The organism is Acidimicrobiales bacterium (assembly GCA_016716005.1).
GTDB lineage: Bacteria > Actinomycetota > Acidimicrobiia > Acidimicrobiales > JADJXE01 > JADJXE01.
The window spans coordinates 2082765-2098302 of the sequence record JADJXE010000001.1 but is presented as its reverse complement, the minus strand read 5'-3'; the positions used below and the strand labels follow the sequence as shown (position 1 = coordinate 2098302).

At 74.9% G+C, this 15538-nt stretch carries 13 protein-coding genes and 1 pseudogene; 9 read left to right on the top strand and 5 right to left on the bottom strand.

The features are described 5' to 3' along the window. Positions 1 to 9: 9 nt before the first annotated feature. Together IPM45_10305 and IPM45_10300 are read right to left on the bottom strand one after the other, a co-directional pair. Complete coding sequence (locus IPM45_10305) at positions 10 to 2175, bottom strand: PBP1A family penicillin-binding protein (GenBank protein ID MBK9179938.1); 2166 nt, start codon at positions 2173 to 2175, stop codon at positions 10 to 12. Positions 2176 to 2380: 205 nt separating this feature from the next. Then, positions 2381 to 2749, bottom strand: coding sequence for a DUF5318 family protein (locus tag IPM45_10300; protein ID MBK9179937.1), 369 nt, complete (start codon positions 2747 to 2749; stop codon positions 2381 to 2383). 160 nt (positions 2750 to 2909) lie between these two features. On the opposite strand from IPM45_10300, the gene IPM45_10295 reads away from it, so the two are divergent. Then, positions 2910 to 3644, top strand: coding sequence for a class I SAM-dependent methyltransferase (locus IPM45_10295; GenBank protein MBK9179936.1), 735 nt, complete (start codon positions 2910 to 2912; stop codon positions 3642 to 3644). Here IPM45_10295 and IPM45_10290 read toward each other — a convergent pair. The 3 genes and pseudogenes from IPM45_10290 to IPM45_10280 form a co-directional block, all read right to left on the bottom strand. Then, positions 3641 to 5091: pseudogene (locus IPM45_10290) on the bottom strand (CCA tRNA nucleotidyltransferase). The gene IPM45_10295 and the pseudogene IPM45_10290 sit on opposite strands and share 4 nt — an antisense overlap. 19 nt (positions 5092 to 5110) lie before the next feature. Next, the gene (locus IPM45_10285; protein ID MBK9179935.1) at positions 5111 to 6223 is read right to left on the bottom strand and encodes a PilT/PilU family type 4a pilus ATPase; all 1113 of its coding nucleotides are present in this window, start codon (positions 6221 to 6223) and stop codon (positions 5111 to 5113) included. Then, entirely contained in the window at positions 6216 to 7241 is a 1026-nt protein-coding gene (locus tag IPM45_10280; GenBank protein MBK9179934.1) for a histone deacetylase, read from the bottom strand. Before IPM45_10280 ends, IPM45_10285 begins: the two co-directional genes overlap by 8 nt. A gap of 98 nt (positions 7242 to 7339) precedes the next feature. Between IPM45_10280 and IPM45_10275 the strand changes: the two genes are divergently transcribed. The 8 genes from IPM45_10275 to trxB all read left to right on the top strand — a co-directional run bounded on the left by IPM45_10275 (position 7340) and on the right by trxB (position 15538). Continuing rightward, positions 7340 to 8089 (top strand): GNAT family N-acetyltransferase, encoded by a 750-nt coding sequence (locus IPM45_10275; GenBank protein ID MBK9179933.1) that lies wholly within the window; start codon positions 7340 to 7342, stop codon positions 8087 to 8089. 2 nt (positions 8090 to 8091) lie between these two features. Continuing rightward, the gene (locus IPM45_10270) at positions 8092 to 10119 is read left to right on the top strand and encodes a hypothetical protein (GenBank protein MBK9179932.1); all 2028 of its coding nucleotides are present in this window, start codon (positions 8092 to 8094) and stop codon (positions 10117 to 10119) included. Between the two features lie 61 nt (positions 10120 to 10180). Continuing rightward, positions 10181 to 11020 (top strand): DegV family protein, encoded by an 840-nt coding sequence (locus tag IPM45_10265; GenBank protein MBK9179931.1) that lies wholly within the window; start codon positions 10181 to 10183, stop codon positions 11018 to 11020. A gap of 69 nt (positions 11021 to 11089) precedes the next feature. Beyond that, positions 11090 to 12637 (top strand): serine/threonine protein kinase, encoded by a 1548-nt coding sequence (locus IPM45_10260; protein ID MBK9179930.1) that lies wholly within the window; start codon positions 11090 to 11092, stop codon positions 12635 to 12637. Continuing rightward, positions 12634 to 13230, top strand: coding sequence for an RNA polymerase sigma factor (locus IPM45_10255; GenBank protein ID MBK9179929.1), 597 nt, complete (start codon positions 12634 to 12636; stop codon positions 13228 to 13230). Before IPM45_10260 ends, IPM45_10255 begins: the two co-directional genes overlap by 4 nt. Continuing rightward, positions 13227 to 14003 (top strand): hypothetical protein, encoded by a 777-nt coding sequence (locus tag IPM45_10250; protein MBK9179928.1) that lies wholly within the window; start codon positions 13227 to 13229, stop codon positions 14001 to 14003. The genes IPM45_10255 and IPM45_10250 overlap by 4 nt, the downstream gene beginning before the upstream one ends. Positions 14004 to 14097: 94 nt before the next feature. Beyond that, positions 14098 to 14538, top strand: a complete 441-nt coding sequence (locus IPM45_10245; GenBank protein MBK9179927.1) for a phage holin family protein — start codon at positions 14098 to 14100, stop codon at positions 14536 to 14538. A gap of 58 nt (positions 14539 to 14596) precedes the next feature. Then, positions 14597 to 15538 (top strand): thioredoxin-disulfide reductase, encoded by a 942-nt coding sequence (gene trxB / locus IPM45_10240; GenBank protein ID MBK9179926.1) that lies wholly within the window; start codon positions 14597 to 14599, stop codon positions 15536 to 15538.

The window sequence follows — 15538 nt, the reverse complement described above, 5'->3', positions numbered from 1 at the left end:
CGGCACGGCCTAGCCCGGTGGCTGGGTGGTGGTCGAGCCGAAGGTGATCGAGATCGGCGGCAACGACGGTGGCAGCGTCACCGTCGTGGTCGGTGGCGCCGTGGTCGGCGGCGCCGTGGTCGGCGGGGGGCTGGTCGAGGGCGGCACCGTCGACGGGGGTGGGGTCGGCGGTGGCGCCGTGGTGCCGGGCCCGGGCGGCACCGTCGTCGTCGACGAGCCGTCGGTCGAGGTCGTCGTGCTCTCCTCGGGCCCCGTGGTCTCGGTGGTCGTCGTCGACTCGTCTCCCTGGTCGGGCAGGCGCTCGTTGAGGATCTGCCCGCGGAAGGTCGTCACCTCCGGGAACGACCCGGTGTCGATGCCCTCCGTCGCCACCACCATGAACCGGCGCCAGATCTCCGCCGGCAGCGACCCGCCGGTCACCTTCCGCCCGCGCACGTCGGTCATCTTGCGCTCGTTGCTCTCCGGGTAGCCCATCCACACCGCGGCGGTGAGCCGCGGCGTGTAGCCGACGAACCAGGCGTCGCCGTAGCCCTCGGTCGTCCCCGTCTTGCCCGCGACCGGCCGGCCGATCCGGGCTCCGGTGCCCGTCCCCGACTCGACCACGCGCTGCAACACCTCGTTCACCACGTCGGCCTGGCTCTCGTCGAGCACGCGGGTCGCCTGCGGCCGGTTCTCCTCGAGCACGCGCCCCTCGGCGTCGGTCACCTGCAGCACCACGACGGGCTCGATGTGCACCCCCCGGCCGGCCAGGGTGGAGAAGGCCGACGCCATGTCGAGCGGCGACACCTCCTGCGTGCCCAGCGTGATCGACGGCACGGGGTCGAGCGGCGCCCGCACCCCCATGCGCTCGGCCAGGGCGGCCACCTTCTCGGGGCCGTCCGGGATCGTCGTGATGAGCTGGGCGTACACGGTGTTCGACGAGACCTCGGTGGCCTCGATCAGGTTGAGGCGCCCCTGCTCGGTCTCGTCGTAGTTCGACACCCGCCAGTCGTTGCCGGCATCGGCGCCCTCGATGACCACGGTGGCCGGCGCGAGGAACGACGACTCGACCGAGTAGCCCTCGCGCACCGCTTGCGCCAGCACGAACGCCTTGAAGACCGATCCGGGCTGGCGGCCGGTGCCGCCGCCGTCGCGGCCCACGGCGAGGTTCACCTGCGAGCGGGCGAAGTCGCAGCCCCCCACCATGGCGCGGACGTGGCCCTGGTCGTCGACGGCCACCAGCGCCCCTGCAGGGTCCTCGGGCTGGTCGAGGAACCCGCACACCGCGTCGTAGGCGGCCTGCTGCATGCGGGGATCGAATGTGGTGGTGACGCGCAGCCCGCCGCCGTAGACGACTGCGGCGCCGTACCGGTCGAGGAGGTACCGCCGGACGTAGTCGACGTAGTACTCGGCGCCCATCCCGACCGGGTCGATGATGGTGTCGCGGTTCGTCTCGGGCCGGGTCAGCACGTAGCTGTCGAAGGGCAGCGCATCGACCTCGTCGGCCTCGGCCCGGGTGATGAAGCCGTTGGCCACCATGGCCTCGAGCACCGAGCCGCGCCGGAAGCGGGCCTCGTCGGGGTGCGTGGTGGCGTCGGCCGACTCCGGCCCACGGATCAACCCGGCCAGGTAGGCGGCTTCGGGCAGGCCGATGTCGCGCACCGGCTTGCCGAAGAAGGCATGCGACGCGGCCTCGACCCCGTAGGCGCCTCGCCCGAAGTAGACGATGTTGAGGTAGCGCTCCAGGATCTGCTGCTTGGAGAGCTCACGCTCGATCTTCACGGCGAGGACCGCCTCCCGGATCTTCCGGGTGAACGTCCGCTCGCTCGTGAGGTACACGTTCTTCACGTACTGCTGGGTGATGGTCGACCCGCCCTGGCGCACGCCCTCGTTGCGGAGGTCGGCCCACAGCGCCCGGGCGATGCCCAACGGGTCGACCCCCCGGTGGCTGAAGAAGTCCTTGTCCTCGGCGGACAGCACCGCGTCGACGAGCACCTGGGGCACCTCGTCGAGGGGGACATCGATGCGGTCTTCCTCGGCGTGGAGCTCGGCCAGCGGGCTCCCGTCGGCGGACACGATGAACGAGGTCTGGGCCTGGACGCGAGCCGGCGGGAGCGGGATGCTCGACAGCACGTACACGCCCCCGGCGACGGCCGCGATCGCGAGCAGCGCCAGCAGGTAGAGCGGGCGGCGCATCCGCCACACCAGGCTCCTGGTACGGGCCGGGCGGGCGGGCGGTCGGGTGCGCTTGCTCGCGGATCGCGTGTGGGGGCTCATGAGGGGAGGGCACGATCGGGTGGGTACCCGTCTCGGCGTCTGCACGTTACCGGTGCCCCCGACGCCAGCCACCGCGGGTTCGCCGCCGAGGGCGCCCCGGCGGCGCTGACGGCCGCCCGCGCTCTCAGCCGCCGGCGGCGGCGGCCGGCTTGGGGCGCCCCATCGGGAACGCCCGCAGCAGGTGGTTCCAGCAGCACTCGGGGCAGACCTCGACCATGTAGCAGGTGAGGGCGTCGGTGCGCCGGGCCAGGCGGGCCAGCTCGTCCCGGGAGGTGACGCAGCGGCCGAAGGGCGGCAGCCGGGGCCCGAACACGTACGTGACGAGCACCAGGTCGGCGTCGTCGCAGATCGGGCAGCGCTCGGCGGTGGGCTCGCCGACCTGGCGGGCGGCGCGCACCAGCTCGGGGTGGGCGTCGCACACGTCGTGGCGGGCCAGGCGGCCCTTCTTGAACGACGCCACCACCCCGGCACGCGCCAGGCGGTAGTCGATCACGCCGGCGTTGCCCCCGACGGGCGTCCCCAGGCCGGAGCCCCGCAGGGCTCGGGGGCGGAAGGTCACCCGGCCAGGCTAACCGCCAGGCCGCGGGTCACCGAGTCCGCCGGGCCGCCGGAGCATCCCCCGCCCGTCGTCGCCACGTCGCCAAGATGGGTCGATGCCAGCGGACAACGTGGCCGGGTGGGACAGGATCTCCGCCTGGTACCAGGACAACGCCCGCCTCCCCACCGACGTCGCCACCTACGGCCCCGGCATCCCCACCGAGGCCGAGCTCCGGCTGGTGGGCAACGTGGCCGGCAAGCGAGTGGTGGAGCTCGGCTGCGGCGGCGCCCAGTGCTCCATCGCGTTCGCCCGGCAGGGCGCCAAGGCCATCGGCATCGACCACTCCGCCCAGCAGCTGGCGTACGCGAGGCGCCTCGCCGAGGAGGAGGAGGCGAAGGTCGAGCTGCACCACGGCGACGTGGCCGACCTGGCGTTCCTCCGCTCCGACACCGTCGACGTGGTCTTCAGCGCCTACGCCCTCGGCTACGTCGAGGACCTCAACCGGGTCTTCCGCCAGGTGCATCGCGTGCTCAAGCCGGAGGCCCCCTTCGTGTTCTCCGTGCCGCACCCGGTGCGCCACTGCTTCGACGAGGCCCTCGAGCCTGCCCCGCTCCTTCGCCGTTCCTACTTCGATCGGGCACCGATCGACTGGTCCTGGCACGGGGTCCCCCTCACCGACCACCGCCGCACGGTGTCCGACATCTTCACCGGGTTGGTGCGCGCCAACTTCCGCGTCGACACCCTGCTCGAACCCGAGCCGTCGGGGATGCCCCCGGCGTTCTGGGCGTCGGCGCTCGACGGGTGGGTGCCGCGCACGCTGATCCTGCGCGCTCGCAAGGTCGGCAACTAGTCGGCGGGCCCCTCGTCGGCGGGCCCGGCCGCGGTGCTCGACTCCGGCTGGTCCCCCCACCAGGCGTCGAGCCGCCGGTACGCCTCGTCGTGGCCCAGCGGCCCCTCGTCGAGCCGCACTTCCAGCAGGAAGGCCAGCGCCCGCCCCACCACCGGGCCGGGGGGGACGCCCAGGTGTGCGATCACCTCGTGCCCGTCGAGGTCGGGCCGGATGGCCTCGAGCTCCTCGGCCGCCTCGAGCTCGGCGATCCGCGCCTCCAGCTCGTCCATCCGTTGGGACAGCGCCCGCGCCTTCTTCTCGTTGCGCGTCGTGCAGTCGGAGCGCGTCAGCACGTTGAGCGGCCCGAGGAGCGGGCCGGCGTCGCGCACATAGCGCCGCACGGCGCTGTCGGTCCACCCCATCCGGTAGGTGTGGAAGCGCAGGTGGAGCTCCACCAGCCGGCTCACGTCGTCCACCTCGTGGTTCGGGTAGCGGAGCGCCTGCATCCGCTCGCGCGTCATCCGCGCTCCCACCACCTCGTGATGGTGGAACGTCACGCCGCCGCGGGCGAACGACCGCGTCTTGGGCTTGCCCACGTCGTGGAACAGCGCGGCCAGCCGGGTGATCCGGAAGCCGTAGGGATCCTCGACCGGGTCGGGGCCGTCCACCTTCTCCACCACGGCGACGGTGTGGGCGAGGACGTCCTTGTGCCGGTGGATCGGGTCCTGCTCGAGACGCATGGCCGGCAGCTCCGGCAGGATCTCGTCGGCCAGCCCGGTGTCGACGATGAACCACAGCCCGGGACCCGGGCGGGGCACCACGACGAGCTTGTCGAGCTCGTCGCGGATCCGCTCCGCCGAGACGATCTCCAGCCGGTGGTGCATGGCTCGCACCGCCGCGACCAGCGCGGGCTCGGGCTCCAGGTGGTAGCCGGCGACGAAGCGGGCGGCCCGCACCATCCGGAGGGGGTCGTCGCTGAACGACACCTCGGGGGACAGCGGCGTGCGGAGCCTTCCCGCGGCCAGGTCGGCGGCGCCGTCGAAGGGATCGATGAGCCGCGGCTCGGTGGGGCCGAGCTCGAGGGCCATGGCGTTCACGGTGAAGTCGCGCCGCGACAGGTCGGCCTCGACCGCGTCGGCGAACACCACGTCGGGCTTGCGCGAGTCCTCGGCGTAGGCGTCGGCGCGGTGCGTCGTGATCTCCACCCGGCGGCCGCCGAACAGCGCGCCGATCGTGCCGAAGCGCTCCCCCTGGGTCCACATCGCCTCGGCGACCGGCGAGACCAGGCGCTTGATCTCGGGGGCCGGGCGTCGGTGGTGAGGTCGATGTCGATCCGGTCGACCGGGCGGTTCAGGAAGAGGTCGCGGACGGTCCCCCCCACCAGGTAGAGCCGGTGGCCCGCCGCCTCGAACCGCTGCCTCAGGGGGGCGACCTCGGCCAGCACCGTCGCGAGCCGCTCGGGGATCACCTCGCGAGGCTACGCGCCGTCACGCGCCGGGCACACCGGCCGCCCGGGCGGCGATGCGGAGCTCCTCGGGGTCCTCGGCGACGAGCAGGGCCTGCTCCAGGTCGAGCAGGCCCTGACGACACAGGTCGAGCAGGCTGTGGTCGAGGGTGACCATGCCGAAGTACTGGCCCTCGGCCACCGCTCCGGCCAGGCTCTCGGCCAGCGGATCCGGGAAGTGCTCCGGGTCGGCGAGCAGCTCGGCCACCCGAGGGGTGTGCACGAGCACCTCGACGGCGACCAGCCGTCCGGCGCCGTCACGACGTTCCAGCAGCCGCTGGCACACGATCCCCCGCAGCACGGTGGCCAGGGTCTGTCGCGCCTGGCGCTGCTGGTGGGGAGGGTAGAAGTCGAGCAGCCGCCCCACCGTGTCGACCACGGTCGTGGACCCGAGGATCGAGATGACCAGCCGGTCGGTGAGGGCTGCCTCCATCGCCGCGCTGATCGTCTCCGGGTCGCGCAGCTCGCCCACGAAGATCACGTCGGCGTCCTGGCGGAGCGCCCGCTGCACGCCCTCGCGGAAGGTGCGCACGTCGGTGCCCACCTCGCGCTGGCTGACCAGCGACTGCTTGTCGGGGTGGAGGTACTCGATGGGCTCCTCCACCGTGACGATGTGCACCGCCCGGCTGGCGTTCAGGTGATCGAGCATCGCCGCGACCGTGGTCGTGCGCCCCGACCGCCCCGGGCCGGCCACCAGCACCAGCCCGCGGGACTCCTCGGCGAGCCGGCACACCACGTCGGGGAGGCCGAGCTGCCCGAGGGCCGGGATGCCCGGACGCACCCATCGCACCGCCAGCCCGATGCTGCCGCGCTGGCGGTACGCGTCGACGCGGAACCGCCCCAGGCCGGCGACGCTGACGGCCACGTCGGTGCTCCCGGTCTGGGCCAGCTCGGTGGCCCGAGCCGCCGGCAGCACCTTGGCCAGCACGGCCTCGACGTCGGCCGGCGTCGGCGGCTCGAAGGGGGCCGGCTCGAGCACGCCCCCCACCCGCACGTGCGGCCGGGCGCCCACCTTCACGTGGAGGTCGCTGCCCTCGCGGGCCACCAGGTGGCGGAGGAGCTCGGTGAGGTCCATCCCCAGCGGGGCCTCAGGCACCATCGGCCGCGTCGACCGAGCGGTCGTGGAGCTGCCGAGCGGCGTCGACGACGGCCCGGCCCGGCCCGCCGGCCGTGGCCGGCTCGGGGTGGTGTCGGACCCCGGCGAGGGCGGCCAGGCAGGCGCCGGTGGAGTCGGCCAGCGCCTGGAGGTCGTACCCGCCTTCGAGGAACACCAGCCGCCGCCCCCGGGGCACGAGCTCGAGCAGCCGGGCGGTCATGTCGGCGAAGTCGCCCGACGACAACGACAGCCCGGTGAGCGGATCGCGCCGGTGGCCGTCGAACCCTGCGGACACGAGCAACCACGTCGGCTCGACGACCTGCACGATGGGCGCCAGCACGTCGTCGATGGCGGCCAGGTAGCTGTCGCCGGTGGCGCCGGCCGGGAACGGGAAGTTCACCGTGGCGCCGGCGCCGGCACCGGAACCGGTCTCGTCGAGCGCGCCCGTGCCCGGGTACAGCGGGTACTCGTGCATCGACACGTAGATCACCCGGGGATCGCCGTAGAACGCGTCCTGGGTGCCGTTGCCGTGATGGGCGTCGTAGTCGACCACCAGCACCCGCTCGCCGCGGTCCGCCAGCGCCGCCGCGACCACCGCCACGTTGTTGAAGAGGCAGAAGCCCATCGCCCGGCGGGGGGAGGCGTGGTGCCCGGGTGGGCGAACGGCGCAGAACGCCGAGCCGGCCTCGCCCCGGTCGAGGCGCTCCACGGCTTCGAGCCCGGCGCCGGCGGCCAGCAGCGCCGCCTGCCACGACGCCGGCCCGGCGTGCGTGTCGGCGTCGAGATGGCCGCCCCCGGCCGCGCAGAAGCGCTCGATCGCGTCGACGAACGCCGGGGGGTGCACCCGCTCCAGCTCGAGCCGGGTGGCCGCCCGCGGGGCCACGGGCACCAGCGCCTCCTCGACGCCGGCGAAGCGTGCGCCGGCGAGCACCGCTTCGAGGCGCGCCGGCCGCTCGGGGTGGCCCGGGCCGGTGTCGTGGTCGAGGAAGCGGGGATCGGTGACCAGCAGCACGCTCACTGCGTCGCAGGTTACTGCTCGCCGTCGACACACCCGGAGGGCTGCCCGGCCGAGCCGACCCCGTCCACCGGTGCCCCGTTCTGTACCGTGACGACCACGTGAGCGACCTGCGTGCCCCCGCGGCGCCGCCCCCCGAGCTGTTGCGCTGGGGGTCCGAGCACCTGCGCCTCTCGCCGTGGCGCGGCGACGTGACCGTCGGCCAGATCACCCCCGCCCCCGACACGCCGCCACCCTCGCGCGACGCGATCGCCCACGCGGTCGACGTGGCCGTCCGCCGCGGGTACCGCGAGGTCGTCACCTCGGCCCTCGGTCCCAGCGAGCAACGGGCCTTCCTGGCCGCGAGCTTCAACGTCCGCGAGCACCTCCACCTGCTGAGCCGCTCGCTCGGGGAGGTGCCCCCACGACCCGACGCGCCGCTGCGGAAGGGCCGGCGCGGCGATCGGGCGGCGATCGCCGCCGTCGACGCCACCGCCTTCCGCCCGTTCTGGCACCTCGACGAGGTGGGCCTGGCCGACGCCCTGGCCGCCACGCCCGCGAGCCGGCTCACCGTCGCGACGGTCGCCGGCGAGGTCGCCGGCTACGCCATCTCCGGACGGGCCGCCCGGCGCGGCTACCTGCAGCGCCTGGCGGTCGACCCGGCCCGGCGCGGCGCCGGCCTCGGCCGGGCCCTGGTGATCGACGGGCTGCGATGGATGCGCCGCTGGGGGGCCGACCAGGCCGTGGTCAACACCCAGACCGACAACGACGCCGCGCTGGCCCTCTACCTCGCCCTGGGCTTCCGGCTCGAGCCCGGCGGCCTGGCCGTCCTGACCCGCCGGCTGGCGCCCGCAGCCGACCCACCGGGGTGATCGTGCCCCGGCGCCGTCGCCGCGCCGTCGCGGTCGCCATCACGACGCTCGTGCTGGGCGTGACCGCCCTGGCGGCCGCCCCGGACCCGGACCCGGCCGCCGCCCAGGAGCAGCCCACCGCCCTCCGCCTGGTCCGCCAGACGCCGTGGGTGGAGCCCGACGGCACCCTGCAGCTCGAGCTCGCCGTCGACGGCCCGGTGCCGGCCGACGCCGAGCTGGCGCTGAGCCTGCACCAGCGCATCTCGGCGCGGAGCGCGTTCCAGCCGAGCATCGACGGCGAGCTCGGCTCGGTGCTGGCCGCGCTCACGGCCGTGCCGATCGCCGACGTCCCTCGCGGTGCAGCCGGCTCCCTGGTGGTCGAGCTGCCGCTGCGCCGACCGTCCACCCCTGCCACCCCCGGTCGCTACCGCCTGAGCCAGCCGGGCGTGTACCCGGTGCGGGTCGAGCTGCGCACCCCGGACGGCGACGCGCTCGCCGGCCTCACGACGCACCTCGTGCGCCTGCCCGAGCAGTCGATCGGGCCCGCCCTGCTCGCGGTCGCCGTGCTGCCCGTGGCCGCCCCGCCGGCCCTGCAGCCCGACGGCGCCGTCGTGCTGCCCGAGGCCGACCGGGCCCGGATCTCGGCGGTGGTCGGGGCGCTCGTCACCCAGCCTGCGGTGCCGGCGGTGGTGGCGCCGGTGCCCGAGACCCTCGAGGCCCTGAGCAACGGCAGCTCCGACGTCGACGCGGTCCTGGTCGAGTCGATGGGCGCTGCGCTCGCCGGCCGTCAGCTCGTGGCCGGCACATACGTGCCCCTCGACGTCACCGCCTGGTACGAGGCCGGCCGGGGAGACGAGGTCGCCCTGCAGCGCCAGCAGGGGGCCGACGTGCTCGCCGACCTCCTCTCGGTGCGTCCGGACGGGCGGACGTGGCTCGCCGACGCTCGGCTCACCCCGGACACGCTCGGGGCGCTCGGCGTCGACCAGGTCGTGGTACCCGAGGAGATCCTGACGCCGGTCGACCAGCCGCTCACCCTCGCCGAGCCCTTCGGGATCGAGGTGGCACCCGGTCAGGTGCGGCGGGCGGTGCAGGCCGACGGGGCGCTCGCCGCGCACCTCCCGACCTCCTCCACCACGACCGGCGACCCCGTGCTCGCCGCGCAGCACGTCCTGTCCGACCTGGCCGTGATCTTCTTCGAGAGCCCGAGCGTGCAGCGGGCCGTCGTGCTGGTCCCCCCCGCCGACTGGACCCCGACCCCCGAGCTGCTCGACACCCTGTTGTCCGGCCTGGCCGGCGGGCCCATCGTGCAGCCGGCCACGGTCGACGACGTGTTCGCGGTGATGCCGCCGGCGACCGACGACGACGGAGAGCCCCTCGTGCGGGGGCTCGTTCCCGAGCCGCCGTCGCCGCTCGGGGGCTTCCCGGCCGCCCTCGACCGGACCCGCGAGCAGGTGATCGGCTTCGGCTCGATGACGACCCTCTCCGATCCGCGGCTGGAGGGCCTGGCCAACCGGCTGCTGGTGTCGGCGTCGGACGAGCTGTCGGGGGTACGCCGCCGCGAGTACCTGGCCGCGGTCGACGCCGACATCCGGTCGGTGGTCTCCCAGGTGGGCACACCGCGCGCGCAGACGATCACCCTGACGGCCCGGGAGGGCGAGATCCCCCTCACCGTCACGTCCTCCGCCGACGAGCCGCTCACCGTGCGGGTCACGTTGGTGAGCGACAAGCTCGACTTCCCCGACGGCGCGAGCCAGGTCGTGACGCTCGCCGACCAGAACACCACCGTCCTGTTCGCCGTCCGATCACGGGCCTCGGGCACGTTCCCGCTGGAGGTGCGGCTGTCGTCGCCGGACGACCGGCTGGAGCTGAGCACCGTCCGGCTGACCGTTCGCTCCACCGCGGTGTCGAACATCGGCCTGCTGCTCTCGATCGGTGCCGGCGTGTTCCTGGTCGGGTGGTGGGCGCTCCACTTCCGGAGCACGAGGCGCGCCCGGCGACTGGCGAGCCCCCGGCCGACCCCGGCAGAGCGGGGCGCGCCGGGGCCGGTCTGACCGGGGACGGGAGCCCCGTGTAGCCTCTCGCGCCCACAGACCGCCGCCGATGGAGGGGACGATGGCCGGGATCCGCGTGGTGACCGACAGCTCGTGCGACCTGCCCCAGGGGCTCGCCGACGAGCTGGGCATCCGAATCGTGCCGCTCACGATCCGGTTCGGCGGCGACGAGCTCGTCGACCGGCGCGACCTCACCGCCTCCGAGTTCTGGCGGCGGTGCGCGGCATCGCCGGTGCTCCCCGAGACGGCCGCACCTGCGCCGGGCCAGTTCGAGGAGGCGTACCGGGCGGCGGCGGCCGAGGGAGCCGACGGTGTGGTGGCCATCTGCCTGTCGGGGGCGCTCTCGGCCACGCTGCAGGCGGCCGATGCCGCCGGTCGCGCCGTCGCCGACGTCATCCCGGTGCGCACCGTCGACTCGCGCAGCGTCACGATGGGGCTCGGGATGATCGCGGTGGAGGCAGCCCGCCGCGGGCGCGACGGCGCCGCACTCGACGAGGTGGTCGCGGTGGCGGGCGATCTCGCCGCCCGCACGAGGGTCTACGGCGCGCTCGACACACTGGAGAACCTGAAGAAGGGCGGGCGCATCGGGAGCGCGCAGGCGCTGCTCGGCTCGCTGCTGTCGATCAAGCCCATCATCGAGGTCCGCGACGGCAAGGTGGAGCCCGAAGGCAAGCAGCGCACGCGAACGCGCGCCCTGGCCTACCTCGCCGACAAGGTCCGCTCCCAGGGCAAGGTCGAGAACCTCGCCGTCATGCACGCCGACGCCCCCGACGTCGACGAGTTCGTGGCGTCGCTCCGGCCGCTCTACGCGGGCGAGATCGTCGTCGGCGACATCGGGCCCGTCATCGGCACCCACTCGGGGCCCGGCGCGATGGGCGTGGTGTTCCAGGTGCCGGCCTGACGCACCGCACGCCGTGGGCCGGCCGCCTCCGTCGCCGGGCCGCGGCCCGGTAGCGTGGCGCCGGTTCACGTGAGCGACACCCCGAGCGCCCCGCCCGCCAGGCCGACCACCGGACCACTGCTGCCCGGGAGGCTCCTGGCCGACCGCTACCGCCTCGAGCGCCACCTGGCCTCGGGCGGGATGGCCGAGGTGTGGTCGGCGGTCGACACCGTGCTCGACCGCGAGGTCGCCGTGAAGGTGCTGCTCCCCGGGCTGGCAGGCGACGAGGCCTTCCGCGCCCGCTTCGAGCGCGAGGCCCGGGCGTCGGCCCGGCTGTCGCATCCGTCGATCGTCGCCGTGTACGACGTCGTCCACGACGGCGACGTGGCGGCGATCGTCCTGGAACTGGTCCGGGGCGAGACCCTTCGCCGGCGCCTCGACGACGGGGGTCCCCTGCCACCTCGCGAGGTGGTCCGGATCGGCGCTGCCGTCGCCGACGCGCTCGACGTCGCCCACCGCGCCGGCATCGTCCACCGCGACGTGAAGCCGGCGAACATCCTCCTCACCCCCGACGGCGGCGTGAAGGTCACCGACTTCGGCATCGCCAAGGCCACCTCCGAGCTCGAGCTGACCGTGGCCGGCACCGTGCTCGGCACGGCGAAGTACGTCGCGCCCGAGCAGGTGCTGGGGCGCGACGTCGACGCCCGCACCGACGTCTACAGCCTGGCGGCGGTGCTCTACGAGGCCGCGTGCGGCCGGGCCCCCTTCGTCGCCGACACCGCGCTGACGACCGCCGGGCTGCGTCTCCACGAGGACCCGGCCCCGCCACTCGAGCTGCGGCCCGGCCTGCCGCCCGGCCTGTCGGCCACGCTGCTCGCCGGCCTGGCCCGCCGGCCCGAGGACCGCCCCCCGACGGCGGCGGCCTTCGCCCGGGCCCTCCGCGATCCCGACAGCACCGCCGTCGTCCGCCCCGCTCCGGCCCCTCCCCCGCCGGCGCCCGCACCACCGCCCGGACCACCCGGCCACGTGCCGACCGGCCCGGCGCCGGTCGCGACCGGGTCGCGCCGCGGGCCGCTCGTGGCCATGGCGCTCGTCGTCGTGGCGGTGGGCGTCGTGCTGGTGCTGCTCGGTCGCACGGCCGCCGGCCGGTGGATCGGCGACCGGCTCGACGGGTCGAGCGGCGACGTGCCCGGCGCGCCCCTCACCCCCGCCAGGGTCGACGAGCTCGACCCCCCGCCCGGAGACGGCGCCGAGCACCCCGAGCGGGTGCGCAACCTCGTCGACGGCGACGAGGCCACCACCTGGGCCACCGAGACCTACCGCAGTCGCGACCTGGGCGGTCGCAAGGCCGGGGTGGGCATCGTGCTGGTGCTGGATCGCGCCGCCGAGCTGGAGCGGCTGGACGTGCGCTCACCGACCGGCGGCTGGTCCTTCGAGGTCTTCGTGGCCGACGGGCCCTCTGACGACCTGGGATCGTGGGGCGACCCGGTCGCCGAGCGGTCCGGCGTCGACGGCGACGCCTCCGTCGACCTCGAGGGCCGGCGAGGGGCGGCGGTGCTGCTGTGGATCACCGACCTCGGCGACGGTGAGCCCGATGCCAGGGTCGAGATCGCCGAGCTGGTGCTCCTGGGCCGATGACGCCGCGCGTCCTCGACCACGCCGACGACGCCACCCTGGTGGCGGCCGCCCGATCCGGCGACGAAGCGGCCCTGGACGTGCTGCTCCGCCGTCACTACCCGCGGATCCACGCGCTGTGCCGTCGGCTCACGGGCGACGACCACGACGCCCTGGACGCCTCGCAGGAGGCCCTGCTGGCGGTCACCCGGGGCCTCGCCCGCTTCGACGGTCGCGCCGCCTTCACGACCTGGCTGTACCGGGTGACCACCAACGCCTGCCTGGACGAGCTGCGCCGTCGGCAGCGCCGGCCGACGGTTCTGGACGACGTGCGCCTCGAGCACCGGGCCAGCCGGCACACCGACCACGGACCCGGTCTGGCCGAGGCCGTCACCGACCGGCTGGCCGTCGACGAGGCCTTGGCCGGCCTCCCGCCGGAGTTCCGGGCCGCGGTGGTGCTCCGCGACCTCTGCGGCCTCGACTACGCCGAGATCGCCGACGTACTCGGGGTGCCCCCGGGAACCGTCCGCTCCAGGATCGCGCGGGGTCGGGCAGCCGTGGCCGCCGCTCTCGGGAACCCCGGGGACACCGGCGAGCGTCGGAGAGAGCGGACATGAACGACGACCTCACCCGGGACGAACTGGCCGCCGCGTACCTCGATGGCGCGCTCGGCGCCACTGATCGCGCCCGCGTCGAGGCCGATCCCGCGCTCGGTGACCGGGTCGAGCGCTTCCGCCTCGCCGCCGCGGCGGTGGCGGCCCCCGTCGAGCCGCCACCGCCGTCTGTCATCGACGCCGCCGTTCGGCGTGCGCTCGCCGAGCCGCGATCGCGGGTGGGCGTGCCGGCCGGCACGGCCGACGTCGGCCCCGGCCCCGGCCGGCGGCACCGCCGCGAGGCGCGACGCGCCTGGCCGGGTCCGCTGCGCTGGGCGATCCCGGCGGTGGCTGCGGCCGCGATCGTGGCCGCGGTCGTCGGCATCGTGCAGCGGACCGACCGCGACGCCACCGTCGCGCTCGACGCCACCACCTCCACGGCCGCGCCCGCCCAGGCGTACGAGTCGGGCGGGGCCGACGCGTCGTCCGGACCGGCCCTCGCCCTGCCCGACCTGGGCCCGATCGAGACTCGGGCCGCGCTGCGCACTGCGCTGGAGCCACTGCTGGCCTCGGCCAGGGACGACACGGCTGCGGTCGGGCCGGCCGAGCCGCGTCCACCGGGGCCATGCGTCGCCGAGGCCGCCGCCCTCGCACCCGGCGCCACCCTGAGCGAGCTGGCCCACCTCGCCTGGCAGGGCAGCCCCGCCACCGCGCTCCTCGCCACCGGACCGGACGGCGAACAGGTCCTCGTCCTCGCACTCGACGCCTGCGTGCCGCTCACCCGCCTCGCTCCCTGACCGCTCGAGCCGCACGGGGCTCCGCGCTGCGCGCCCTCCCCTGACCGATGACCACTCGTGGTGGGGCGAGGTGCGAGGGCTAGGCTGGGCGGCCGTGAGCGACGCCGAGTCGATCCACTCGCCCGCGCCCGGCGGACCAGGCCAACCCCTCCCCGTCGGGGTTCCGTCGGCGACGGCCGGCGCCCCTCCCACCGCCGCGCTCCCACCGGTGGTCGGCACCGCTCCCGGTGCCCCCGGCGGGCAGCCGCAGGACTGGGCCGCCCAGGCCACCGACACCGTGGTTCGCGTCGTCGACCAGGTCCGGGACCGTACGACCCGCCCCACCGTCACCGCTGCTCGCGGCGTGGTCTACGGCCTGCTCGCCCTCATCCTCGGCGTCACCGCCGTCGTGCTGCTGTCGGTCGGCGTCGTGCGGGTGCTCGACATCGTGCTCCCCCGGGGCGTGTGGCTCGCCTACCTCGTCCTCGGCGCGGGGTTCTGCACCATCGGTGCGGTGCTCTGGCATCGCCGTCACGCCCACGACCCCACCGCCTGAACCGCCGGCGCTCCCGAACCCGCCGGCGCCGGCCCGGCCCCCACACCCGGAGGTGTCCGTGCCCGACGTCCGCGACGTGCTCATCATCGGCTCCGGCCCGGCCGGCCTGACCGCCGCCATCTACACGGCTCGCGCCAGCCTCCGGCCCCTGGTCGTCGAAGGAGAGCCGTCGTCGACCGGCGATCAGCCCGGCGGGCAGCTCATGCTCACCACCGAGGTGGAGAACTTCCCGGGGTTCCCCGAGGGCATCCAGGGCCCCGAGCTCATGCTCCGGTTCCGGGAGCAGGCCGCCCGCTTCGGGGCCGAGCTGGTCACGGCAAAGGTGACTAGGGTCGATTTCTCGGACCGCCCGTTCCGGGCCTGGATCGGATCCGAGGAGCACCGGGCCCGCGCGGTGATCGTGTCCACCGGCGCCCAGGCCCTCATGCTCGGGCTCCCCGCCGAGGAGCGCCTGATCGGCCACGGCCTGTCGACCTGCGCCACGTGCGACGGCTTCTTCTTCCGCGATCAGCACATCGCGGTGGTCGGCGGCGGCGACTCGGCCCTGGAGGAGGCGCTCTTCCTCACCAAGTTCGCCAGCCGGGTCACGATCATCCACCGCCGTGACCAGCTGCGCGGCTCCAAGATCATGCAGGAGAGGGCCTTCTCCAACGACAAGGTCGAGATGCGGTGGGACTCGGTGGTGACCGACCTGCTCGGCGAGCAGAGGCTCGAGGGCGCGGTGCTGCGCGACGTGAAGACCGGCGCGACCAGCGTGCTCCCCGTCACCGGCCTGTTCGTCGCCATCGGCCACCGGCCGAACACCGACCTGTTCGTCGGGCAGCTGGCCATGGACGCCAACGGGTACCTCCAGACCGGGCCCGGCTCGGCGACCGACGTACCGGGCGTCTTCGCCTGTGGCGACGTGCAGGACCACGTCTACCGCCAGGCGATCACCGCCGCCGGGTCGGGGTGCGCGGCGGCCATCGACGCCGAGCGCTGGCTGGAAGGTGGCCACTGA